The organism is Paraburkholderia sp. GAS82 (assembly GCF_050436285.1).
Lineage (GTDB): Bacteria > Pseudomonadota > Gammaproteobacteria > Burkholderiales > Burkholderiaceae > Paraburkholderia > Paraburkholderia phenazinium_B.
The window spans coordinates 788,684-812,780 of record NZ_JBNDLX010000001.1 but is presented as its reverse complement, the minus strand read 5'-3'; the positions used below and the strand labels follow the sequence as shown (position 1 = coordinate 812,780).

The 24,097-nt window shown below is 60.7% G+C and carries 20 protein-coding genes; 1 reads left to right on the top strand and 19 read right to left on the bottom strand.

All coding sequences use genetic code 11. The features are described from left to right. Window position 1: 1 nt before the first annotated feature. A complete protein-coding gene (locus P3T17_RS03575) occupies window positions 2–751 on the bottom strand; it encodes an electron transfer flavoprotein subunit beta/FixA family protein (RefSeq protein ID WP_429287102.1) in 750 nt (249 codons plus the stop codon). A 387-nt stretch (window positions 752–1,138) separates the two neighbouring features. On the opposite strand from P3T17_RS03575, the gene P3T17_RS03570 reads away from it, so the two are divergent. After that, window positions 1,139–3,892 carry a LuxR C-terminal-related transcriptional regulator gene (locus P3T17_RS03570; RefSeq protein ID WP_429404738.1) on the top strand — a complete coding sequence of 918 codons (2,754 nt, stop codon included), beginning with the start codon at window positions 1,139–1,141 and terminating at the stop codon, window positions 3,890–3,892. 32 nt (window positions 3,893–3,924) lie between these two features. Here P3T17_RS03570 and P3T17_RS03565 read toward each other — a convergent pair whose 3' ends face one another. The 18 genes from P3T17_RS03565 to guaA form a co-directional block, all read right to left on the bottom strand. Then, complete coding sequence (locus P3T17_RS03565) at window positions 3,925–5,094, bottom strand: DUF445 domain-containing protein (protein WP_429404736.1); 1,170 nt, start codon at window positions 5,092–5,094, stop codon at window positions 3,925–3,927. 116 nt (window positions 5,095–5,210) lie between these two features. After that, window positions 5,211–6,053, bottom strand: coding sequence for a poly(3-hydroxyalkanoate) depolymerase (gene phaZ / locus P3T17_RS03560; RefSeq protein WP_429287104.1), 843 nt, complete (start codon window positions 6,051–6,053; stop codon window positions 5,211–5,213). Between the two features lie 79 nt (window positions 6,054–6,132). Further along, window positions 6,133–6,555 carry a phasin family protein gene (locus P3T17_RS03555; RefSeq protein WP_429287105.1) on the bottom strand — a complete coding sequence of 141 codons (423 nt, stop codon included), beginning with the start codon at window positions 6,553–6,555 and terminating at the stop codon, window positions 6,133–6,135. Window positions 6,556–6,615: 60 nt separating this feature from the next. Beyond that, window positions 6,616–8,343 (bottom strand): alpha/beta fold hydrolase, encoded by a 1,728-nt coding sequence (locus P3T17_RS03550; RefSeq protein ID WP_429404734.1) that lies wholly within the window; start codon window positions 8,341–8,343, stop codon window positions 6,616–6,618. Between the two features lie 47 nt (window positions 8,344–8,390). Then, the gene (locus P3T17_RS03545) at window positions 8,391–8,855 is read right to left on the bottom strand and encodes a MaoC family dehydratase (protein ID WP_429404732.1); all 465 of its coding nucleotides are present in this window, start codon (window positions 8,853–8,855) and stop codon (window positions 8,391–8,393) included. A gap of 30 nt (window positions 8,856–8,885) precedes the next feature. Further along, window positions 8,886–10,529 carry a fatty acid--CoA ligase gene (locus tag P3T17_RS03540; RefSeq protein ID WP_429404730.1) on the bottom strand — a complete coding sequence of 548 codons (1,644 nt, stop codon included), beginning with the start codon at window positions 10,527–10,529 and terminating at the stop codon, window positions 8,886–8,888. Between the two features lie 275 nt (window positions 10,530–10,804). Further along, on the bottom strand, window positions 10,805–11,935 hold the full coding sequence (locus P3T17_RS03535; RefSeq protein WP_429404729.1) for an amidohydrolase family protein: 1,131 nt from the start codon (window positions 11,933–11,935) through the stop codon (window positions 10,805–10,807). 89 nt (window positions 11,936–12,024) lie between these two features. Continuing rightward, window positions 12,025–12,489 carry a GlcG/HbpS family heme-binding protein gene (locus P3T17_RS03530; protein WP_167379383.1) on the bottom strand — a complete coding sequence of 155 codons (465 nt, stop codon included), beginning with the start codon at window positions 12,487–12,489 and terminating at the stop codon, window positions 12,025–12,027. 71 nt (window positions 12,490–12,560) lie between these two features. After that, the gene (locus P3T17_RS03525) at window positions 12,561–13,481 is read right to left on the bottom strand and encodes a LysR family transcriptional regulator (protein ID WP_074266031.1); all 921 of its coding nucleotides are present in this window, start codon (window positions 13,479–13,481) and stop codon (window positions 12,561–12,563) included. A 70-nt stretch (window positions 13,482–13,551) separates the two neighbouring features. Next, a complete protein-coding gene (locus P3T17_RS03520) occupies window positions 13,552–14,400 on the bottom strand; it encodes a fumarylacetoacetate hydrolase family protein (protein WP_429404726.1) in 849 nt (282 codons plus the stop codon). Between the two features lie 108 nt (window positions 14,401–14,508). Further along, window positions 14,509–15,714: a porin gene (locus tag P3T17_RS03515; protein WP_429404724.1), complete on the bottom strand. Its 1,206-nt coding sequence runs from the start codon at window positions 15,712–15,714 to the stop codon at window positions 14,509–14,511. Window positions 15,715–15,965: 251 nt separating this feature from the next. Continuing rightward, window positions 15,966–16,712 carry an SDR family oxidoreductase gene (locus tag P3T17_RS03510; RefSeq protein WP_074264308.1) on the bottom strand — a complete coding sequence of 249 codons (747 nt, stop codon included), beginning with the start codon at window positions 16,710–16,712 and terminating at the stop codon, window positions 15,966–15,968. Between the two features lie 73 nt (window positions 16,713–16,785). After that, the gene (locus tag P3T17_RS03505) at window positions 16,786–17,481 is read right to left on the bottom strand and encodes a GntR family transcriptional regulator (RefSeq protein WP_074264307.1); all 696 of its coding nucleotides are present in this window, start codon (window positions 17,479–17,481) and stop codon (window positions 16,786–16,788) included. Next, window positions 17,481–18,716 carry an LVIVD repeat-containing protein gene (locus P3T17_RS03500; protein WP_429404722.1) on the bottom strand — a complete coding sequence of 412 codons (1,236 nt, stop codon included), beginning with the start codon at window positions 18,714–18,716 and terminating at the stop codon, window positions 17,481–17,483. Before P3T17_RS03500 ends, P3T17_RS03505 begins: the two co-directional genes overlap by 1 nt. A gap of 63 nt (window positions 18,717–18,779) precedes the next feature. Further along, entirely contained in the window at window positions 18,780–20,096 is a 1,317-nt protein-coding gene (locus P3T17_RS03495; RefSeq protein WP_429404719.1) for an MFS transporter, read from the bottom strand. Window positions 20,097–20,412: 316 nt separating this feature from the next. After that, window positions 20,413–21,327: a 5-dehydro-4-deoxyglucarate dehydratase gene (kdgD, locus tag P3T17_RS03490; RefSeq protein ID WP_429404717.1), complete on the bottom strand. Its 915-nt coding sequence runs from the start codon at window positions 21,325–21,327 to the stop codon at window positions 20,413–20,415. A gap of 155 nt (window positions 21,328–21,482) precedes the next feature. After that, window positions 21,483–22,091, bottom strand: a complete 609-nt coding sequence (locus tag P3T17_RS03485; RefSeq protein WP_429404715.1) for a 2'-5' RNA ligase family protein — start codon at window positions 22,089–22,091, stop codon at window positions 21,483–21,485. Window positions 22,092–22,476: 385 nt separating this feature from the next. Continuing rightward, a complete protein-coding gene (gene guaA / locus P3T17_RS03480) occupies window positions 22,477–24,060 on the bottom strand; it encodes a glutamine-hydrolyzing GMP synthase (RefSeq protein ID WP_429405494.1) in 1,584 nt (527 codons plus the stop codon). Between the last annotated feature and the right edge of the window lie 37 nt (window positions 24,061–24,097).

Sequence of the window (24,097 nt, the reverse complement as noted above, 5' to 3'; positions counted from 1 at the left end):
TTCAGATGACGTGCGCAACGTTCTTCAGCTTGGCCACGAGTTCCGCGGCATCGGCGACCCGCATGCCCGCCTCGCGTTTCACCGGCTCTGCGAGCTTAAGCGTCGTCAGCCGCGGCGCGATGTCGACGCCGAGTGCTGCGGGCGTCACGACCTCGAGCGGCTTCTTCTTCGCCTTCATGATGTTGGGCAGCGTCGCGTAGCGTGGTGTGTTGAGCCGGAGATCGGTGGTCACGACAGCCGGCAGATCGACCTCGAGCGTCTCGAGTCCGCCGTCGATCTCGCGCGTCACGCTCGCCTTGCCTGCCTCGACGCACACCTTCGAGGCGAAGGTTGCTTGCGGCCAGCCGAGCAGCGCCGCGAGCATCTGGCCGACCTGGTTCGCGTCGTCGTCGATTGCCTGCTTGCCGAGCATCACGAGTTGCGGCTGTTCCTTGTCCACCAGTGCCTTGAGCAGCTTCGCCACGGCGAGCGGCTGCAACTCCGCGTCGGTCTGAACGAGGATGCCGCGGTCAGCGCCTGTTGCCATCGCCGTACGCAGCGTTTCCTGGCAGCCCTGCACGCCGCACGACACAACAATCACTTCCGATGCCGCGCCGGCTTCTTTCAACCGCACCGCCTCCTCCACGCTGATTTCGTCGAAGGGATTCATCGACAGCTTCACGTTCGCGATATCGACAGCGCTGCCGTCAGCCTTTACGCGGACTCTCACGTTCGCGTCGACGACGCGTTTGACGGGAACCAATACTTTCATTGCCTGCTCCGATTGGATAAAGGATTCGCTCACACCGGCCACACGAAGCGGCCGCGCAAGGTTCCGTTCTGTTCGTCTGGGATACGCGCCGCCGGCCCGGTTTGTGCGCCGCAATGCGACGGGATGCGGTATACATGTCTCCTCCCTTAGGGCGGTTGGGCGTATCATTTCGTGAGCAAAACACCGGTTCACGCGAAGCCCGCCGAGGGGCTATCACCCGTGACCGGCCGGCCTGCCGCACCGTCGTCCAGTTGTGGAACTGCGCGTCTGCTCGCTGGAATCCATAGTGTCTGAGCGCAGCGCCGTGCAAAATCCCCCATAAAGGGGAGCACAACCACGTGGATGGGGGATAGCCGCCAGGGTCAACCCGAATGCCCGGAGCAGTTGATGCACGTGACAGAAGCGACAAAAGCGATAAAAACGCTGCCCACGCACAGGCCACCTCTCGTCCTTGCAACGAAGGTTTTTCCTCCTCGCCTGCCCGCCGGCCTGATCGATCGTCCGCGCCTCGCCTCTTTTGCTGCGCAGACCGAAACGAAGCGCCTGACGGTGATCAAGGCCCCCGCTGGATTCGGCAAGACCTCGCTCGCGCTCACCTGGCTCAACGCCCTCGCAACGAGCAGCGCGCGGATCGCCTGGCTAGCGCTCGATGCCGACGATGACGAGCCCGCCCGCTACTTCAATCACCTCGCGCACGCTTTGCGGCAAGCCTGTGGCAACGTCGGCACCTCCGTGATCGGCCTGACCGCCGACGCCTCGTTTGTGCCGGCGAATTCGCTTGCGTCGACGCTGATCAACGAGCTCATTGACGTCGACGACGAGGTCTACCTTTTCATCGACGACTACCATCTGATCAGCGAGGCGCCGATTCACGAAGCGATGGCGCTCTTCATCGCCAATATGCCCTCGCAAGTCCACGTGGTGCTTTGCACACGAACCGATCCGCCATTTCCCACCGCCAGGCTGCGGGCACGAAATGACCTGCTGGAAATCGACGCATCGACCTTGCGATTCAACTTCGACGAGACGCGCCGCTTCGTTGAACGCGAATGCCCCGGCAAGCTCATCGTCGCGGACGTGAAGTCGCTATTCGCGACCACCGAAGGCTGGGCAGCGGCGCTGCGCATCTCCGCTTCGGTGCTGGCCCGGGACGATCGCCCCCGGGGTTGGCAGGCAAGTGCTCCTACCGGTGCATCGAGGCCGCTGGCAGACTACCTCGAAGATATTCTGCAATCCTTACCTTCCGGGATGTTCGAGTTCATGCTGCGTACGGCGATACTCGATCGTTTGAGCGCGCCACTGTGTGAGGCAATCACCGGCGTCAAGCCGGGCCAGGCCATGCTGGATGCCATTGTTGCGCGCCAGTTGTTGCTGGAACCGCTGGACCTGGAAGGACACTGGTTCCGCTATCACCCGCTCATGGCCGAATATCTTCAACGCCGGCTGGAGGCTCTGTACCGGGGGGAAATCGCCGAGCTGCATCGCCGCGCATGTCAATGGTATGCAGGGCAGCACCAGTGGACCGACGCAGTCAGGCATGCCATCGCGGCCGGCGCAACCGACGATGCGATTCGCCTTATGGAACACTGTGCCAAGTCCCTCCTCAAAGGAGGCGATCTCCTCACGCTGGTCGGCTGGCAGCGTCAGTTCCCAGCCGACCTGATGCGCGCACAGACCACGGTCACGCTGGCCATCGCCTGGGGCACAGTACTCGCCCTGCGCTTCGACGATGCGGTGACGATGCTGGATTCGATTGAACGCGATGCCGCCGGCAGAGGCGCCGACGAAGACTATGTCCGCTGGGAGTGCGTCGCCCTTCGCTCAGCGCTGGCAGCGTTGCAGGACGACCCGCGAACAGCGCTCACGCTCGCGCAACAATATCTGGAGCGGCCCTCGCGCGATTCGTGGACCACCAATGCGGTCTCGAACGTAGCGCGCTTCGCGCACTGGAAAGCGGGCGATTTCGAGGCCCTTCACGCCACTCCATGGATTCCCGATTCGGTCGAAGAAGACCAGCGCAGTGTATTTTCCACCGTCTATCGGCTCTGCCTGCTCGGCCATGTGGAGATGCAGCAACTGCGCCTGCCACTCGCGGCGCGCCGTTTCAACGAAGCCATGGAGCTCGCCGAGCATCATTCGGGTCCGCAGTCGATAGCCGTAGCGCTATGCGCCCCCATGGTCGCGCAATTGCTGTATGAGCAGGGGCGGCTCGATGAAGCCGAAGCGCTGCTCGTCGAACACATGCCGGTTATCGACCTTGCCGTGTTTCTCGACAGCGTGCTGATCAGCTACCGCATCCTCATCCGGATCGCCGTGGCGCGTTCCAATTTTGCGCACGCGCAGTCGCTGCTCGACGCCGGCCAGGCGCTGGGGCAGGCACGTCACTGGGACCGGCTGGTGGCTGCTGCACTCTCCGAAAGAACCCGGCTCAATCTGGCAGAAGGCAGGCTCGCCGAAGCGGGCGCGTGCGTAACGCAGTTGCGTCAGTTGGCGAGCCCTGACGCCGCATCGTCCGCTCCGGTGTCGCTGGAGATCCTGAACTACCGTGACCTCGGCGCGGCGTGCCTCGCGATTCGGCGCCAGCAAAACGCGGAGGCGATCGGGATATTGAACGTTGCGCTGGAGCGTCTCGAGCAGCTCCACGGCACTTACCTTGCGCTGCGGCTGCGGACTCTCCTCGCGCTCGCGTGGCTGAACGCAGGCGAGCGCGAGCGGGCGTTAGAGATATTTCATGACGTTGCGACAGTCGCAGCGCCTGCTGGGCTTTGCCAGTCCATCATCGATCAAGGGCCGGAGATCGGCCCACTGTTGAAGCTCGCGCGCGACAGCGTACGTACCGCAGCCAGAGCAGCGGAAATCGTGACATGGCTAGACCGACTGCTCGACAGGTGGCGAGCCCAGCACGAACCCAGTAGCCAGCCCAGGCGGGACAGCGAGCCCGAGCGCCTCAGTTCGCGAGAGCGCGGCATCGTCGAGTTGATCGCACAGGGACAGTCGAACAAGGAAATCGCGCGCACGCTCGGGATCACACCTGAAACGGTCAAGTCGCACGTCAAAAGCATCTTTACCAAACTGGACGTCGACAAACGCGCTCAGGCCGTCGCGCGCGCGCAGGCGCTCGGCCTGGTCAAACAGGGCTAGGGTACGCTCGCTCGAATTGGACACCGCCGGGCTCACCGCGAGAAAAGAAACACACATGCGTGGATCAGGACGCCCACTGTGCCGCCCACGAAGGTGCCGTTGATTCGAATGAACTGCAGGTCCCGGCCTATTTCGGCCTCGAGCTTCCCACTCACCTCCTTCGCGTCCCAGCCTTTCACGACGTCTGTGATGAGCGCCGATAACTGATGGCGGTGGCGTAGCACGAGCAGGTTGGCAATATCAAGCCACCAGGCGTTCAACTTTTTCTGAATGGATGGCTCGCTCAACACGCCTTTTCCCATGGACACGAAGGTGCTGGAAAGCATATCGCGCACGACCGAGTGTTTGCTGCCAAGATCGGCAAGCACATATGCACGGACGTGATCGAGCAGGACACCGTAATACCCGCCGTCTTCAAGATGCCGAATGCAATCGCGCAGCAACAGCCGGCCAAAGCGGCGATAGGCTGCTGAGCTCCTCATCTCGCCGGCCAGATCTTGCACCGCCACGTCGAACCGGCGCCGAAGCTCGTGCTCCGGATTCGCCACTACCTCACGCATGAGCGCGATGATACCCTCGACAAACTTGTTGACGATGTATGCATCCAGCGTCGGCAAGGTGAATTTCGAGGCCTCGCTGAACTTCGCCTTGATCAGGCCCACGTTGTTACTCAACCAGCTTTCCATGACGCTCAATCCGCGGTCCAGCAACGGCTGATGACGGTTGCCGTCGGTGAGGATATCCAGGACTTCCGCCGCCAACCGCGAGACGTCGAGCGTACGCAATTGCGGGATCACGATTCGATCGAAGAAGTGTTCGATGTCGGCTTCGTCCATATCATCGAGCAATCGCGGAAGCGAGCCTGCCACTACATCCGCGATCGTCGCGCTGTTTTCGCGTACTGCCAGCCACCCGGCCAGCGCCTGCGCCGCGTTGAAACCACTGAGCCGCCCGACGATGACTTCGGGCGTCAAAAAGTTTTCCTCGATGAAGCTGCCCAGACTCTCGGCGATGCGCTGCTGGTTCTTCGGGATGATGGCGGTGTGCGGGATCGGGATGCCGCATGGATGCCGGAACAACGCGACGACCGCATACCAGTCCGCGATCGCACCGACCGTACCCGCCTCGGCAAAAGCACGCGGCCACGCGAGCCACGGATGCGCCGTCTGCCAGGCCACGCAGGCGATCAATAGCGCGATCATCGCCGCGAGCAGACAGGTTGCCGTCGTGCGCATACGCGTCAGCCGAACGAGCTTCTCGTCCGCAGTGGCTTGGGCCGTTGCACGCCCGGCATTCCCGTCGCTCCCAGTCACACGGTTCAACTGGCCTCCTGACGCAGGAATCGTTTTACCGCCGGTGCAACTTCCCTGGCCCGCGTGATCAGGAACAGATGACCGTCATCGATCACTTGCAGCGTCGCGTTTCGAATCCTTGCTGCGAGGATCTTGGCGTTGGCGAGCGGCACGATCGGATCGTCGTTTCCATGCATGACGAGCGTCGTTTGCCGAAGCCCGCCCAGCCAGGGCAGGCTGCTCCAACCTGATGCAGCCAGCAACTGGTAGAGGTAACCGCGGCCGCGCGGCGCCTGGATATGACGGCTGTGTTCCTCGAGCAGCGCAGCGTCGTGCCGGTATGCGCCACCGTATATCTCAGCGCCGATCTGCTTCAGGTAAGACGGGTCGGTATAGCGCCGTGGCCCGACCAGTTTTGACAGTACCGACAGCCGCGCCGGCACCATGATCACGCCGGGGGACGTGGCGGCGAGAATCAACCTGCGGCAGCGTTTGGGGTAGAGGTGTGCAAACTGCTGGGCCAACGCCCCACCCCACGATACGCCGAGCACGTCGACAGGATCGGTGTACCCGAGCCGCGTCAGCAGCTTGTCGGCCAGCACGGCGAGCGTCGAGAACCGGTACGGCAGCAACGGAGCGGGCGAGCCGCCAACGCCTGGGACATCGAAAACGATGACGGTCACGTCATCCAGCGCCGCAACGAACGGCTCAACGAGTTCGAGATTCGCGCCAATGCCGTTGAACAGGAGCAGCGGCGGCGAGGCATCGCTGCCCCGCCGGACTGCAACACGCAGCAACTGGCCGTCCAGGTCGATCGTCTGGATCTGCATGGCGTCGACAAACTCCGGGCTTGTTTGTAGGTTGGTCATCCGGTGGGTTCCATGGTTAGACGGTTCGCCTGGTTACGCCTGGCTATGTTACGACGGCGGCTCGCATAAGCCCGTTCGATCACTTCGTGGGCTGCACGAGTGCTTTCAGTTCCTCCACATGCTCCGCAAAGCGCTTCGTGACGACAGCGATACTATCGGTTTGCGCGCGGTATGCCGCATCCGCGAGTTCCTGCATGTCCACGAAGGCCTTTTGCAGCGCCTTTTGAACGCCCTCTCCCGTGGCCGTTGCGGATTCGCTGCCTGGCGTCCTCAGGCGGGTCACGAGCGATTGCAGTTCGTTCATCGTCGAACGCGCGATATCGACCTGCTTTTGACCGAGCTGCTGAACACCGGCGAGCGCCGTCATATTCGCCTCGGCAAGCGCTTCGATGTCCTTACGGCGCGATTCGAGGATGGCGGCAACATCGACGCCCGGCAGCTTGAACTGCGTGATGAGCTTCGTATATTCGCCAAAAAGATTGTTAGGATGGGTTGCTGTCATGATGACTCCGTTAAGGTAGTTACAAAAAAAATGGATTTCACTATCCGGCGATGACGCCGTTTAGGGTTCCAAAACATAGGTTCCAGGGGCTTTCACACCCGCCGGATGCCGTTCGCTGCCAAGGGCTGCTGGCGCTGCCCGTCTTTCACCGGACCGGGCGACCAGCCAGTCTCTCCAGTTACCCCACCAGGTGTCCGCTTCTGGCTTTGCGCCGGCGAGCCAGGCATCGGCGTTCGCGGGTAACTCGGGGTTGAGGTAGTACTTCGACTTCGGATTGCCGGGCGGGTTGATCAGGCTCTGGATATGGCCGCTCGAACTCAGGATGAAGCGGGTGTTGCCACCAAACGTCTTCGCGGTGTTGTACACGCCCTTCCACGGCGTAATGTGATCCGTCATGCCTGCCACTACGTACTTGTCGCAGGTGACCTGGGACAGGTCGATCGGCGTGCCCAGCACCGTCAGCGCGCCCGGCTTGCTGAAAAGGTTCTGCGTGAAAATGTCGAGCAATTGCCCATGCATCTTCGCCGGCAGCCGGGTCGCATCGTTGTTCCAGTAAAGGATGTCGAAAGCTGGCGGTGCGTTGCCCAGCAGGTAGTTGTTGACCCAGTAGTTCCACACCAGATCGTTGGGCCGCATCCAGGCGAACACACGTCCCATTTCCTCGCCTGCCAGCACCCCACGCGAGGTGCTGTGCTGCTTGGCCGCCGCAATGGCCTCAGGAGTGGCGAACAGACCAAGCTGCGAATCGGCGCTGTTATCGAGCACGGCCACCATCAGCGTCGCGGCGTTGACCGTCTTGTCGCCCCGGCTCGCGAGATGTCCGAGCAAGGCCGAAATGGCCATCGCACCCGAGCAGGCGCCGTGCAGGTTGACATCGTCGCAGCCGGTGATCTCACGCACCGCCGTAATGGCTTCCACGAGTGCAGTGACATACGTGTCCAGATCCCAGTGGCTTTGAGCCGCGGTCGGATTGCGCCAGCTGACGACGAATACCTGAAGCTCGTTTTTGACCAGATAGTCGACAATGCTCTTGCCCTCGGAGAGATCGAAGATATAAAACTTGTTGATCTGAGGCGGGACGATCAGTTGCGGCCGGCCATAGACCTGCTGTGTCGTTGGCGCGTACTGGATCAACTCCAGCACCTCGTTACGAAAAACCACCGCGCCCGTGGACGTAGCGAGGTTCTTGCCCACCCCGAAAGCCGTCTTGTTGACCTGCGCGGGCATGCCGTGATTCTTGAGCAGGTCCATCATGAGGTTGTTGCAGCCATCCATCAGGCTGGCGCCACCCGTATCGACAACCTTTTTGAGCGCCGCGGGATTGCCCAGCAACGTATTCGTCGGCGATGCCGCGTCCGTGAAGAGCGACATCACAAACTTCGCACGCTCCTTGTTGGCAGGATCCAGCGCCGAGCGCTCGACGAAACCCGCAAGCGCATCGCGCCATGCGAGGTAGCCTTGCAACGTCGCACGATACATAAAGTTGTTCTGCCACGCGGCGTCGGTAAAGCGTTTGTCGCCCTTCGGCGGCGTAGCGTCGCCGCCACCCGAGAAAAGCTTCAAAACCTCGCGGGCGAAAGCCGCCTCCTGCTCCATGACCAACGCGGGTTGCCGCAGCGCCTGAGTGCCGATTTTCTGCGCGGTGGCGACGATATCGCACGCCCGCAAACCGACAAAGGGATTGGGACCCAGCATGCCCTCCGCAGCTGACGCCGCGAGTTCATCGGCCGTCTCGTTTTGCGGGCTTTGCTTCGCGTTTTTCTGCGGGCTTTCAGTGGTTTTCGCCATTTTGCTGCTCCTTCAGGAAGCGCTTGCGCCTCACCGAACGTCGTGGGTCACGCGATCAGCATCGCGAGGGTTTCTGCAATCAGGGCCGGCTTGTCTTCGCCGTCGATCTGCAGTTCGTTCATTGTCTTGATGAGGATGCGGCCGCCGCCCTTGCTCTCCGCCGACACGAGCGTCACGCGACTGCGCACACGCGCACCGGCCTTCACAGGGGTCATGAAACGCACCTTCTCGAGACCGTAGTTAAGGCCCGCGGAAGCGTCCTTTGGAACGACACCGATTTCGATCGCGAAGCCGCCAAGCAATGACAAGGTCAGATAGCCGTGTGCGATCGTTCCGCCGAACGGGCTCTCGCGCTTCGCACGTTCCTCGTCTACGTGGATCCACTGCCTGTCGCCCGTACACTCGGCGAACGCGTTGATGCGCGCCTGATCGACGACCACCCAGTTCGACACGCCTAACTCGACGCCCACGAACTCGTTGATATTGGCAACGCTGTAATTTTCCAGACTCATCTTTTGCACTCCTTGAAATTTGCTTGCCGATCAGGCGAACTGCTCGCGCAGCCACTTCTTGTTGGTCTTGCCGACGCTCGTCTTTGCCAGCGCGTCGACGAACTTCACGACCTGAGGCACCGCATATTTCGATATCTTTCCGGATGTGCTAAACGACAGGACGTGCTGCTTGATGTCGTCTTCCGTGACGGCTGCGCCTTCCTTGAGCACGACCAGAGCTACTGGCCGCTCGCCCCACTTGTCGTCCTTGATGCCGATCACCGCCACTTCCGACACACCGTCATATCGCGAGATCAGGTTTTCTATCTCCAGCGACGACACCCACTCGCCGCCCGACTTGATTACGTCCTTGAGACGGTCGGTGATCTGTACGTTGCCGGTCGAATCGACATTGGCAATATCCTGGGTATGCAGATAACCGCCGGCCCAAAGCTGCGCCGAAGCCTCCGGATTGTTCAGATAGCCCTGCGTGAGCCACGGTGCCCGCGCAACGATCTCGCCAGTGGCTACACCGTCGTGCGCGAGTTCGTCCATGTTCTCGTCGACGACGCGCAGGTCGACGAGCGGCACTGGCCGGCCGGTCTTGCAGCGCAGGCGCAGTTGCTCGTCCTCGTCGAGGTTTTCGGCGCCGGGAGGAAGTTGCGCCAGACTGAGCACCGGGCACGTTTCAGACATCCCGTATCCAACGAACACGTCAATTCCGCGATCCAGCGCCGCCTTGGCAAGGCCTTGCGGCAAAGCGCCACCTCCGATGATGATCTTCCACCGGCCCATGTCCGTCGCCTTGCCCTCCTCGCACGAGAGCAGCATGTGCAAGATCGTGCCGACGCAATGCGAGAACGTGACGTTCTCTTCACGCACGAGTCGCGCGAGCCGGTCCGGCAAATAGCGGCCGGGATAAACCTGCTTCACCCCCAGCACTGTGGCGATATACGGCATGCCCCATGCGTGGACGTGAAACATCGGGGTAAGCGGCATGTACACGTCGCCACGATGGAAACGCTGCCCCGAGACTGGGCTCGCCAGTGCCGCCATCAGCGTGAGGGTGTGCAGAACCAGTTGCCGATGCGTAAAGTAGACGCCCTTGGGAAGGCCGGTCGTACCTGTGGTGTAAAACGTCGTTGCGCGCGTGTTTTCGTCGAAGTCCGGGAACGTATAGCTCGTGCTATGCGCCGCCAGCATCGCCTCGTATTCAGCTGAAAAGGAAATGCTGTGTGCAGACGCTTCGCTGCCCGGCTCATTGATCCAGATAAAGGTGCGCACTGTTTCCAGCTGGTCCTTGATCGATTCGACGACAGGCAGAAAATCCGTGTGAACCAGCAGGACGTCAGCACCGGCGTGATTGATCGTGTAGGCAATTTCCGCCGCGGACAGACGCACGTTCACGGTCTGCAAAACCGCGCCCATCATCGGGACAGCGAAATAGCATTCGAGGTAGCGGTGACTATCCCAATCCATTACGCCGACGGTGCTGCCGTGCTGCACGCCAAGCTCGCTCAGTCCGTTGGCCAGCCGGGCGATCCGCTCGCGCAACGTTGAATAGGTCATCCGGAACTGATCCCGATAGACGATCTCCTCGTCCTGCGACTGAACAAATGGTGTGAGTAAAAGCTGTTTGATCAGCAACGGATACGCGTAGGCCGTGGAGTCTGGCGTCTTGATTTCGTCCTGCATGTGTCTCTCCTTGAGTCCCCAAATGGATTGCAGGCGACTATTGATCTATTTGTTTTTTTGGCCTGCTGTGCTAATGCGTTGGGAGAATCATGCAAGTGCCGGGACACGGGATGTACCCCCTGAATGGGGGAGTGCCGGCGAACCAGGTGGGGGAGACAGGCGGTAGATGCGGGCCTCGGGGAGGCCACGGCCCTTGCTGGGCGCGGGTTGGCGGGAAAGCAGCGGAAACGCGGCGCGCTACGGCCGCCGGCGCGCCGCCGCTCTTTTCCGTCCGCTTATACGACGAGATTCGGCAAAATCGCGTGCGCGTTCTGCCATTCGATCTTCGCGAGCGCTGCGGCACTCATCCCGGAAGCTCGCAGCCCATTGGCGGTGTCCAGCGGCGATGCGGCGGGGAAATCCGAGCCGAACAGGATCCTTTCGGGCGGCATCAGCGCCGTCAGCGACGGCAGCGAATACTGGTTCCACGCCTGTGCGGTGTCGAAGTACAGCTTCTGGATCAGCGCTATGCCACCGCCCGGTTCGGCTTTCATCAGATCCGGATCTCCCGACACCATGCGAGCGAAACGGAAAGTTAGAAACGGCACATCGCCACCGCCATGAGAAAAGATAAAGCGGATGTTAGGATAGCGAATCGTAGTGTGATTCATCAGCAGACTGGCGATGGTGCGCGAGGTCTCGGTACCATATTCCACCACGATGTCAGGCACTTTAGGCACGACATTCGTGCAGCATGCCGGCTGCAGCGGATGAACGAAGACCGTGGCCTTGCGGCGCTCGAGTTCTTCCATCACCGGCGCAAATGCCGGGTCGCCGAGATACTTCGTACCGTAGCTCGTCATCATGCCGACGCCTTGCGCCTTCAGCGTGTCGAGGCCGTACGCGATCTCGGCAAGCGTGCTGTCGATGTCGGGCAGCGGCAACGTCGTGAACATGCCGAAACGCCCCTTGTAATCCGCGACCATGCGGGCCTGAAACTCGTTGCAATCGCGAGCGAGGGCCTTCGCCTGATCATAGTCGCCGAAGAAGATACCCGGATCGCTGGTCGATACCACAGCGGTCGCAATGCCGCCCGCGTCCATCGCGTCAAGCGACTTCTGAACCGTCCACGACTGATTGAAGACCTGATTGGTGCGGCGCCCCAGCATCATCGCAAGCAGTGCGGGCGACGTGTAATGATGATGCACGTCGACGATTCGCGCCGCTGGCCTGGTCTGCTGCGCCCACACATCGCCGCTGATCGCGAGCCCCATCCCAAGCGCAGCGGCGGCGCCGAGAAAACCGCGGCGCCCAGCGCCGTGCGCGGGCAGTGCGTGATGCTGTGTGTGGGTATGCGGATGCGAGAGTCCGCAGCCGCAAGGTGGCGCGGCCGGGCGTAGATCGAGCCGGCTCCATTTTTTCAGCATATGTGTCTCCGTTGTCGGCAGGAGCTATCTATCGCTTTGGCGATTGCTCCTGTTCCATGCAACATCGTTGCGGTCGACCGCCTGATTCGCTATTGCAGCGAAGCGGCCGCTTTCAAGGCTGTCTGGCCGTCCTGCGCCGGCGACGCACCGCTGACACCCACGGCCCCCACGATCTTCCCGTCATAAACGAGTGGCTGACCACCATCGGCGGGCAGCATGTCCGGCAGTGCCAGCACATTGAGTTGTCCTGCGGCTATCCGATCCGCAAAGCCCTTGCTGGGGCCCTGAAACATCAGCGCTGTGCGAGCCTTGCCGAGCGCCATCTGCACACCTGCCAGTTGCGCGTCGTCCATGCGTACGAAAGCCAGCAGGTTACCGCCGTCGTCCACTACCGCAATCGACTGGCGCAACTGGTTACCTTTCGCCGCTGCCAACGCGGCTTCGACTATGCCTTGCGCGCCGGCTAGCGTGAGCACCTTCCTGTCTGCGACCTGGGCCTGCGCGCCATGCGCGAGCGCCAGCAGAAGCAGGAAAGACATTGTCCGATTACGCATGTTGTCTCCGTTCACCGATAGAAGCTTCGAACAGGAAAATCGGCTCTTTTCTTTCCGGAGCCTCGCACTCCTCATTGCGTCAGAGCCAGCGGCTGGCGCCGGTTGCCAATGTTCTGGAGTAGCGGCAACGCCTTCGCCAGCGCCGGATTGTCGTTGCCGATCTTCCACGCGAGGTGCAGTTCCACGAGTTTCACGGGATCAATACCGTCGATCTCGCGAAATACAATGCCTTCGTAGCACAGCCGGCTGGCGGTCTCCGGCACGAGCGCCGCACCCAGGCCCGAGCGAACCACGGCCAGCATCGAGTGGACCTGGCTCACCTGCTGACCGTATTTCGGCGTCGCGCCGACGCGGGCGAATACATGCCGAACCAGTTCATGAAAGTACTGCGCTTCGTCGGGCGAATACATCACCATCGCCCGGCCATTGAAGTCCCGCAGATGCAGCGTCTTGCGCCGCGCTAGCGGGTCCTCGAGCGGAAGCGCGGCCACCAGCGATTCGCGCGCCACGCATACACTGTCCAGATCGTCGCAATCAGGCGGCAGCCGACGCAGCAGACCGACGTCCAGCTGGCCGTTTTCCAGAGCCTCCACCTGCGAGCGGCTAACCATTTCGCGCAACTCCAGGTCGACGCCTGGCAGCGTTCGCCGCAACTGCCCCAGCATCTCCGGCAGATACTCGTAGCCGGCGGCTGCCGTGAAGCCAATCACGATCCGCCCTGCCTCACCCTGCCCAGTCCTCAGTGCCGACAGGCGCGCCCTCTCGGCAAGACGCAAAATGGCGTGCGCCTCCGGCAACAGACTGCGTCCCGCAGGCGTCAGCCGCACCATGCGGTTTGTCCGGTTAAAGAGTGACGTCCCTATGCTGTGCTCGAACAGCTGGATCTGTCTGCTCAAGGGCGGTTGCGTCATGTGCAGCCGGGCAGCCGCCCGGCCGAAGTGCAGTTCTTCCGCAACCGTCACGAAACAGCGCAATTGATTCAGATCGAACACGAACATTCTCCTTCACGTCGCCGGCGGTGCACGCGCACGACACCCGGTCACCACCTGCATCGAGTCATGCTTATTCGTCGACGATCGAATTCTTCAGGACACCGATCTTCGATATCTCGACCTCCGCCGCATCGCCCGGCTTCATCCAGAGTGGCGGCTGACGATACGCTCCCACGCCACCCGTGGTCCCGGTGATGATCACGTCACCCGGCCTTAACTCGGTGAACGTGCTGATGTACTCGATCAAGGCGGGAATGCCGAAGATCAGATCGTCTGTGGTGGCGTGCTGCACGACCTCGCCATTCAGACGCGTCGTCAAGGAAAGCAGCGAGGGATCGCCCACTTCGTCGGTCGTGACGAGCCACGGTCCGAAGCTGCCTGTGCGCGGGAAATTCTTCCCAGGTATCAACTGGCTCGTGTGTCGTTGCCAATCGCGCACGCTGCCGTCGTTGTAGCAGGAATAACCTGCCACGTAATCCAGGGCATCCGCGGCTTTCACGTGGCGCGCGTTACGGCCGATCACGACCGCAAGTTCGCCTTCGAAATCGAGCTTTTCCGATGCGCGCGGACGTACGATGGCCGCGTTGTGCGCCGTTTGCGAATCGGCGAAACGGGTGAAAATCGTCGGCTTTTCCGGCGTTTCGCGCCCCGTTTCCTTCAGGTGTTCCAGGTAGTTGATGCCGATACAGAGGATCTTTCCCGGATCGGGCACCACCGGGAGGAATTCCACATCAGCCCATGCGTGAGTCGCTTTCGCATACCGGGTGATTGTCTGGATGGCGGCGAGGCTATCAAGCGCGAGCGCCTGTTTCAGCGTTGAACCGACTTCCGAAGCGTAAGGCGCCAGATCGACGACGCCTTCATTCACTACAACGCCAAACGACTCCTTGCCTGCATGGCGAAAACTCACGAGCTTCATGCCCATCTCCTGGAAAAAATCTGTTGTGTCCGCGACCGCATCGTTGCATGCTGCCGCCCGATCGACACGCGTCGTCGAACCGACTGGCAATGCAGCGAGAAGGTCTCCTTAGAATCTGTGCATCAGACCGATGCCACCGACGACCTGGCTGCGTGACGACGCAGGCTGTGCGTTACCGCCGTCGCCAGCCGATGCCACGGCATTGACGATGTCTCCGCCGCCGTTGATGCCGAGTGTTTGACCATTTGCCCGCTGAAAGCCTTCCATGGCATAGAGGGCCGTGGCTTTCGAAAGGCTGTAGACCTGACCGAAATTGATCTGGTTATATTGCGCGGCTGACGAAATCCGGTTTGCACTGGTCGCGCGCGTATAGGCGTAACCCGCTGCGAGATCGAACGCAGGGGTCACTTTGTAATGCAACACTGCACCGAACGTGTTGAAAATGGCCGTATCGGTAAATGAAGAGCGTATGCCCGGGATGTATTGGGTATTCGAATACATCAGGGACAAGTCCCATGCCGGACTGAACGTGTAGGCACCCGCCACCGCGAAGCGCTGCTGCGCTTGCGCCGTCTGGTATCCCACGTTGATGGCCGATATGCCGATCTGGGCGCCGTTATTCGAGGTGACCGACGACGCACCAAATGCCCCGCCGCCCGACGTCGAGTTGTTGACGCGCCAGATCGCGGCTGCGGCACCGATCGGACCGTTGATGTACTGCACACCAGCGCTCCACGACGAGCCGGCGTTGAAACTTCCCGCGACACCACCGAGGGCGTATTCGCCGCTAACGGTCAAGCCGTAGAAATTCGGCGACGTGTAGACGAGTGCGTTGTTCTCGTGAAAGTCGGTGTCCGTCCCATCAATATCGCCCGGGTGTGCGGCGTAGTAACCGGTCAGCCGCGGCTCCGGACTAAATGGCTGCAGCAGGGTGTAATAGGCCGAGTATTCGCGTCCCGCCGTGAACGTGCCGTATGTCTGATTCGTCAACCCAACATAGGCGAGCCGGCTGAACCCTAACCCCGAGGTCGACTCCGCACCGGTCGCGGCACTGAAACCCTGTTCCAACGTAAAGATGGCCTGCGTTCCTCCGCCGAGATCCTCGACGCCTTTAAAGCCAAGCCGATCTGCCGCAAAGACGCCCGTCGTCATCTTGACGAGAGAGCGGCCGCCACTCGTAGAACCGAGCGTAGTTGCACTGCTCTGATATCCAATTCCGTTATCCACAATGCCATACAACGTTACTGAGCTCTGAGCGTGTGCAACATTGGCCAATATCGACGCACCTGCCGCCATCCAGACAATCTTTCTCATTTCCGTCTCCGTTTTTCGATAGTAATAAGATGACCTAATTACTCTGAAAGTCTCACTCCTGATTTCTGCTATCTAATTAGTTATACTTATTTATATATCTACTTCTTATCCCGGCAATCTGGCAAAGTAACGGCGTGACATGTATTACCTGCCAGCCGGACTTCAACACCCTCCTCTTCGTTGGCTGGCCGGCCAGCCAACGGATATTCAGACTCGACTCAAGCCTGGATGAGGCCTGAGTCGGCGCAGCATTAGCCTCGTCCGAGGAACGACGGCATTTGCGATGCCATCACGCTCACGAACTGGACATTGGCGTCGAGGCTCATATTCGCGATCAACAAAACCGTATTGCCTACATTGGCAGCGTCCATCGTCGGTTCGACAGCCGTGGTTCCGTTCGGCTGAAGCACGCCCTTGGCCATGCGGGCGGTCATCGGGGTCGCTGCGTTGCCGATGTCGACCTGAGAACTCACGATGTCGAACGCACGACCGTCCAGACCGATGCACTTGGTCAGTCCCGTGACGGCGTGTTTCGATGTCGTATAAGGCGCGGAGCCAGGCCGCGGCACGTGAGCCGACAACGAGCCGTTATTGATGATGCGGCCGCCTCGCGGAGACTGGTCCCGCATCATGCGAAATGCTGCGTTGGCGCACAGAAACATCCCGTGGATGTTCACGTCGATGACCGCCGACCACTGCTCGAAGGTCACGTCACCGAAATTGGTTGCAGGCGAACCCGTACCGGCATTGTTGAAGAGGACGTCCAGTCTGCCGAACTCCGCTGCGACCCTGGCGAAAAGTGCTTGCACCTCGTCGGGCTTCGAAACATCCGTAGGCACAACCAGGCTACTGCCGCCCGCCAGACGCGCGGTCTCTTCCAGCGCGTCCTGACGGCGCCCCGCCAGCGCCACCGAATATCCGTTCTGCAGCAGCGCCGTGGCTACCGCTCGTCCCACACCGCTGCCGGCCCCTGTGACCACCGCAAATCTGTTCGCCATACTGAATTCCCGTTTGGAAGTTGTGTTATGTCCTGTTGATCGGCTCGGGCACCATGCCCCGCCGCTCCCCAATCTAATCCGGCAGGTCCAGGTTCGACCTGATGATGATGTCTGCTGTCGTGCGGTAATGCTCCATCAGCATCTCGATCGCCCGCGCGGGCGGCCCATCGATGGCGGCGTCTATCAAGGCCTTGTGCTCCTTGGTGACATCGCGCTCTGGATACGCCAGGCTCATTGACAGGTAGCGATAGCGCGCCGCGTGGTCGGTCATCAAAGAACAAAAATCGAGCAGCCATCGCGATGGACACGTGGCGATCAGCGCCATGTGAAACTGCTTGTGCGTGTCTTCCCACGGCGCGTTCTCCTGAAACACCTCAGGATCCGCCGACCGGTTGGTACGGGACAGCCGATGGCCCGCGAGTATCAGGTCCTCTTCCCATTTAGGCGTCCTGTGAGCCAGTGCCTCTCGCAGTGCGATGGACTCGACCCAGCAACGCGTGTTGGTCAACTCGCTCAATTCGCGTCGGGAAACCTGCGCGACAAAGAAGCCCTTCTGGTCGACTTTCTGAACAAAGCCTTCGGTGACCAGCTGATTGAGTGCCTCACGTATCGGCGTGCTGGTCACGCCATAACGTTGGCTGATCTCGTCGATTAAAAGTTTGGCCGCCGGCGTCAGTTTTCCGCACAGGATGTCTTGACGCAGCACCCTATAGACCGCACTTGTGCGCGTCGAGCTCGGGGCAGCCTTGGTATTTTGCGAAGGCAACATCAAAGATCCTCGTACTGCGCGATGGTCAGGCCAGCGTTCGTGTCCGTCACGTACATCAGGCCATTACGGTCAACGAACACGTCCGCGGACTGCGTGACAGGAACGGCACCTGGCCGGATATCGACCAGTGCCTGCGGTGCACCCGGGACGAGATGGCCGACTTCGCGCGGCCTGAAAGCATTGGAGATGTCGAACACACGAACGCCCGCATTGTGCCAGGTGGCAAAGATGAGATTTTCGCTCTGAAACGCACCGGGCCTGTTCTCATGGAGGTTATGAGGTCCAAACTTGCCTCCGACCGCGCAGTAGTTGAGCTCTTCAGGCTGCGGCAGCGTCGCGATCGAGATTGGGTTGCTCGTGTCACGAACGTCGAACACCCAGGTGTGCGCGAGACCTGCAGCGCAATTGGAACTGATCGCTTCGTCCGCGACGATGGCCAACTGGCGCCCGGGCAAAGGCAGCGGCGTATGCGTGCCTCCAGCGAAAGGCGGAGAGATGACCGTGTGGCTGATCAGCTTCGGCGCAACCGGATCGGTAAGGTCGTGGATGGTCAGCCCACCATCCCGCCAGGCGCCGAACAACTTGCCGTCGGCAGGAATGGCATGGTGCAGCGCCCAACGCTTGCCCTTCGGCCAGGTCGGCGTTTCCTCCGCTTCCCGGTTCATGCCGGGCAACGCCCAATGTCCTGCGAGCGTCGGCTTCGTAGGGTCGCTTACATCGAAGATCGCCAGAACGAAATCGGTGAAGCCGTGCAAATGGGCCGAAGCGTAGGCATAGCGGCCACCCGTCCACCACAGTCGATGCAATCCAATACCCTCGACAGGGCAAAAGCCGATTTCCCGCGGATTCGACGGGTCAGCGCCAATCTCGTAGATACGCAGGCCCGCGACGAATGGCTTCTCGCGACGGTTGAAGCTGTCGTCGATGGCGTTCGTAAAATAATCCTGTTGGCTCTGATAGCGCTGCAGCGCCCACACGTTCGCACTGTTGACGGCCAGCAGAAGATTGTCGTGCAGCTGCAGATGATGCGCACGGGTGTTCGGAGCACAGGCAATGAAGTTGACGGGCTTTGGATCTTTCGGGTTGCGAACATCTATGACCGAGATGCCATCGCTGAACATGTGACCGATATAGGCATGGCCGCGGTCCACCATGATCTGGACGCCGTCCGGACGCTTACCCTGATCGGTATGGCCTAAAAACGTCACGTTCGGAGAATGCGATATCGGGTACATCGTGAACCTCATCGGGTTTAATTCCAACAACCTGTCCAGTTACTTCAGCGCGGCGCGGCCTCGTTACGCGATCGATTCCAGCGAGCGGCGGCGAGTCTCCGGTCCAATCAGATGGAGTCCCGACGCGGCGATCGCCATCAAGGCCGCGATCGTGCCGAACACGACAGGAAGACCGTAAGTATGCTGGATCATCGGGAGCGCGGGAACAAAGCCAGCGGTGGCCAACCGCCCGATACCCGCCGCCATTCCAAAGCCGGATGCACGAGCCTGGGTTGGGAAGACCTCGGACGTGAAAATCTGCATCGTGTTGCCGCCTACCTGGTAGAAGAAGATCATCAGGAAGCCAGCCGCAATCAGTTGCATATCGGTCGAAGCGTTCGCGAAGACGATGGCAAACGCGCCGGAGCACAGGAACGCGATGAACGCGGTGCGTCGTCTTCCAAACCTGTCTAGGGCGTACATCATGAAGAGACTTGCGCAAGGCGCCGCCATCGTCATGCCGAACGTGTACGAAAGCGATCTGGTAATCGTGAAGCCTTTGCTGCTCATGATATTCGGCAGCCAGGTTCCGAGACCAATCGTGACGCAGAAGAACGCACTGAAACAGACCATCGCCGCAAGCAGCCGGACCCGATAGTCCCTCCACACCACAGCGAACGGATCGGTCGTGGTCGTGATCGCGACGTCCGAAAGCTCCTCGGAAGGTGAACCAAGACCCATCTTCTTGATGATCGCCAACGCTTCCTTGCCGCGCCCTTTGGCAGCAAGCCAGCGGGGAGACTCGGGTAGTGCGAACCGAAGCACGAACAGAACGAGCGCCGCGACGCCTATCGCCCCCCAGATGCCACGCCATCCGATGGATTCGCGGAAGTAAAGCGTGACCAGAAACGCCAATGGCCAGACCAGCGCGCCACCAATGAAGTGCACCAGGGCGAGGATCCGGCCGCGAATGTCTTTTGGCGCGTATTCGCCTGCGTAGGTAAATGCCAGCGGTTGCTCGGCTCCAAGGCCGAGGCCTGCGATGAAGCGCGTGACCAGCAGCCACATGACGGTCGGCGCCAGCGCGCTAGCGATCGTGGCAAGGCCAAACAGCAGCAGATTGAACTGGTACACCGCTTTGCGTCCGAAGCGGTCAGTAAATTGGCCCTGCAAAAATGTGCCAATCGCGAGACCGAATAGTTGCGCACTTCCCACCCATCCGAGCTGCGCCTGCGTCGCGAAATGCTGCCTCAGCATGTCCGGAATGAATGAACCGTAAATCGCGTAGTCGATTACATCAATGCAATAGCCGGCAGCAACGAGTGCAACGACCTTGACATGGGTCGGCGTGATTCGCGCTCCGTCCATCGTGTCTGAAACGAAAGCCTCGACTGTTCGCATTGTCTCCTCTCTTATTTTGGAAATACTGGTTGCCCGTGGCTGGGTGGGTTTGGACGCGCGGATCACCGTGCGCCTAAGCCGCTTGCCCGCCGAGGCATGAATATTTATTGTTCAGTATTTCGCGGTTAAATGTAGCATCCAAGAATTTTAGTGTCAAAATATATTTTGCGCTTTGCATGAGCGGCGCCCTGTCGGCGTCCGTTTTGCGTGCCGTCCTTTGTCGCGTTATGGATGGCGCGGGGCAGAGCCGGGAGAGCGAAACCTGGCCGGGGGTTTTGCGCCGATCGGCGTGCCGCCCGTCATGCCACTCCGCTCGTCAGCGGCGATCTCCGATGAGCTGTTTGAGCTGGCCCAACTCCTGGTCCGTCAGATCGGACAGCGGCGTACGTACCGGGCCGGCCGGACGGCCGACAGCTTTCATGCCGGCCTTGACGATGGAGACCGCGTAGCCGGCGCGGCGGTTGCGGATCAGCGTATAGGGCAGGACGAAATCGCGCAGTTCGCGCTGGACGAAGGCGTGATCGCGGGCACGCACCGCTGCGTAGAACTTCAATGCCCACTCCGGCAGAAAATTGAAAATCGCCGATGAATAGGTCGTCACGCCCATTTCGAGGTAAGGGAGCGCGTAGGTCTCGGCTGTCGGTAAGCCGCCTACGTAGGTGAGGCGATCGCCGAGACGGTTATAGACGCGCGTCATCCGGTCGATGTCGCCGACGCCATCCTTGTAGCCAATCAGGTTCGGACATTGATCCGCGATGTGCGCCACGGCGACGTCGTCCAGCATGGCGTTTCCGCGGCTGTAGACGGTAACCCCAAGCGAGGTTGCACGGCAGACGCGAATAGCGTGCTGCGCTACGCCGGCGGAATCGCATTCGGTGAGGTAAGGCGGGAACAGCAGGATGCCGTCGGCGCCGTTGGCCTCGGCCGCCTGGGCCAACTCGATCGCTTGCGCCGTGCCGCCGCCGGCCGGCGCGACGACGGGGACCTTGCCCGCCACCTGCTCGACAGCGGCCTTGATCACGCGGCTGGTTTCGGTGGGTGTCAGCGAAAAGAATTCGCCTGTGCCGCCGGCGGCGAACAGCCCCGCGACCGGGTAGCTGGACAGCCACTCGAGGTTGCTGCGGTAAGCAGCCTCGTCGAAGCCGTGATCCTGGTCGAAATGGGTAACCGGGAAGGACAGCAGGCCTGCGCTCAATGCATCGCGCAGTTCCTCTGGTGTGTAGTGGCTCATCAGCGTGATATCTCCATCAAGAATGATGGAGACTTTAGAAAGAAGATCGATTCACGTAAATTCCAAACAGTGAATCGATTGATACCTTTCCTGGATCGATCGCTGGGGTTGGGGTGATGGCGGGTCGATGTCCGCGGGTTAGGTCAAGTCAAAAGCTATGCTGCCAGCGGCCAACGCTCCAGCGCGATATGGCGGGTACGTCCGAGCAGGCTGTGCATCAACACGAACTCGCGGACGTTCCAACTGGCGGCTTCGATGGGACGTTTATCGATCCAGGGCATGCCGTAGGCGAGCGTCACGTGTGGTGTGAATTCCGACGTGAGGTCGAATCCTGCGTTTTGCAATGCGCCTACGAGTGCGTCGTGGAGCGTGTAGAGGCCAACCAGCCCCTCAGTACCTCCAAGCACCAGCGTTCCGGGCCGAGGTTTCTTTGCGAAAGTCAAAGCATGGTCGAATTCGACGCTGAACGGTTCCATTCTGATTGACGCGGCGGCTTTGATGGCTACGTCGACCAGCTCTTGCGGCAAGCCGCCTGCGAAATTCCCAAGGTGCTGCAGCGTGACGTGCAGGCGGTTGGCCGCGTGCGGCTTGCTCTTCGGACGCATCTCTCCGCACATTTGCTGCCCGAGTTTCGCGATGCCGGCCGCGGTATTGGCGTCGGGTAGGACTGCGAAGAACAGGCCGTCTGTCGCGACAGGTGGCGCCTCTAGCCCCGGCAACCAGAGTTGACCGGCATGATGCGCCCGAGACGATAAAGCAGGCATGTCGATGAATCTCCGTTCAATGGTGCGCCACGCTTTCCTGCGCCTTTGAAGGGCGTGCCGATTGCGGCGTTTTGAGTGGCTGGCTTACGGTGGATCGCCGGGTACGCGCGCCAAATTGCGGCTCAGCGTTCCACACTACCAAGTCCGTTTTCGTGGATCGGGCGCGTTGCCCTTGATACTGTACATCCATACAGTGTTGGTGGCAACATGGAATTGTTCTGTGGTGTGCACAGCGACACAGCTTGCGATGGATGGGGGGAAATGGTCCGCTCACCTGAACGGCGAGTGAGTCTTGTCGACGGCGCAGACGGTATCTGACGAGCCACTACGCTTGCTGCGCGCGCATACCGTCAGAAAATACCGTCAAATGGAACTTAAGCCCCCCTCACTCCCACTCAATCGTCGCCGGCGGCTTCCCCGAGATGTCGTACACAACCCGGTTAATCCCTCTTACTTCATTAATAATCCGGTTCGACACATGCCCGAGCAGTTCATGCGGCAGATGCGCCCAATGCGCGGTCATGAAGTCCAGCGTCTGCACAGCGCGCAGCGCTACAACATACTCATATGTGCGCCCATCGCCCATCACCCCTACGCTTTTGACCGGCAGAAACACCGCGAACGCCTGGCTCGTCAGGTCGTACCAAGACTTGCCGGTTTCCTTGTCGATGGTGGTACGCAGGGTCTCGATGAAAATCGCGTCCGCACGGCGCAGCAGATCCGCAAACTCGCGCTTGACCTCACCCAGAATCCGCACACCCAGCCCCGGACCCGGGAACGGATGGCGATAAACCATCGCCGGCGGCAAACCGAGCTTCACGCCAAGCTCGCGCACTTCGTCCTTGAACAGTTCACGCAGCGGCTCAAGCAGCTTCAGATTCAGCGTCTCCGGCAAGCCACCCACGTTATGGTGGCTCTTGATGGTCTGCGTGGCCTTCTTTCCCTTGCCAGCCGACTCGATCACATCCGGATAGATCGTCCCCTGCGCGAGCCACTTCGCATCCGTCAACTTCCCTGCTTCCGTCTGGAACACTTCGACGAATTCCGCGCCGATGATCTTGCGCTTGGCTTCCGGATCCGTCACACCAGCGAGCTTCGCCAGGAACACTTCGCTCGCGTCGACGTGAATGACCTTCACGCCGAGGTGATCCGCAAACGTCGCCATCACCTGCTCAGCCTCGTTCAAACGCAGCAGGCCGTGATCGACGAACACACAGGTCAGTTGATCGCCAATCGCACGATGCAGCAACGCAGCCGCCACCGACGAATCCACGCCACCCGACAGCCCCAGGATCACATGCTCGTTGCCGACCTGCTCGCGAATCTTCGCAACCGCTTCGTCGACGTAATGACCCATTTCCCAATCAGGCTGCGCGGCGCAAATCGTCAGCACGAAGCGTTCGAGCATCGCGCGGCCCTGCACCGTGTGCGTGACTTCTGGGTGCCATTGCAGGCCGTAGAAATGGCGCGCTTCGTCGGCCATTGCGGCGATCGGGCACGACTCCGTGGAGGCCATCAGCTGAAATCCCGGTGGCATTTCCAGCACCTTGTCGCCGTGGCTCATCCACACTTTCAGCATGCCGTGACCTTCCGGCGTGGTGAAGTCGCTGATGCCCTCGAGCAGGCTCGTATGGTTGCGTGCCCGCACTTCGGCGTAACCGAATTCGCGCACGTGGCCATTGTCGACCTTGCCGCCGAGCTGCTCGGCCATCGCCTGCATGCCGTAGCAGATGCCGAGCACCGGCACGCCGAGTTCGAACACCGCTTGCGGCACGCGCGGCGTATCGGTCTCGGTGACCGAGCTCGGGCCGCCCGACAGGATCACGCCCTTCGGCGCGAAGTCGCGAATGAAGGCCGCATCGACGTCGTACGGATGGATTTCCGAGTACACGTTCGCCTCGCGGACGCGACGTGCAATCAGTTGGGTGACTTGCGAACCGAAGTCGAGAATCAGGATCTTGTCATGCATGGCAGCGGACGGAATAAAAGTGGACGGATAAGGAAAG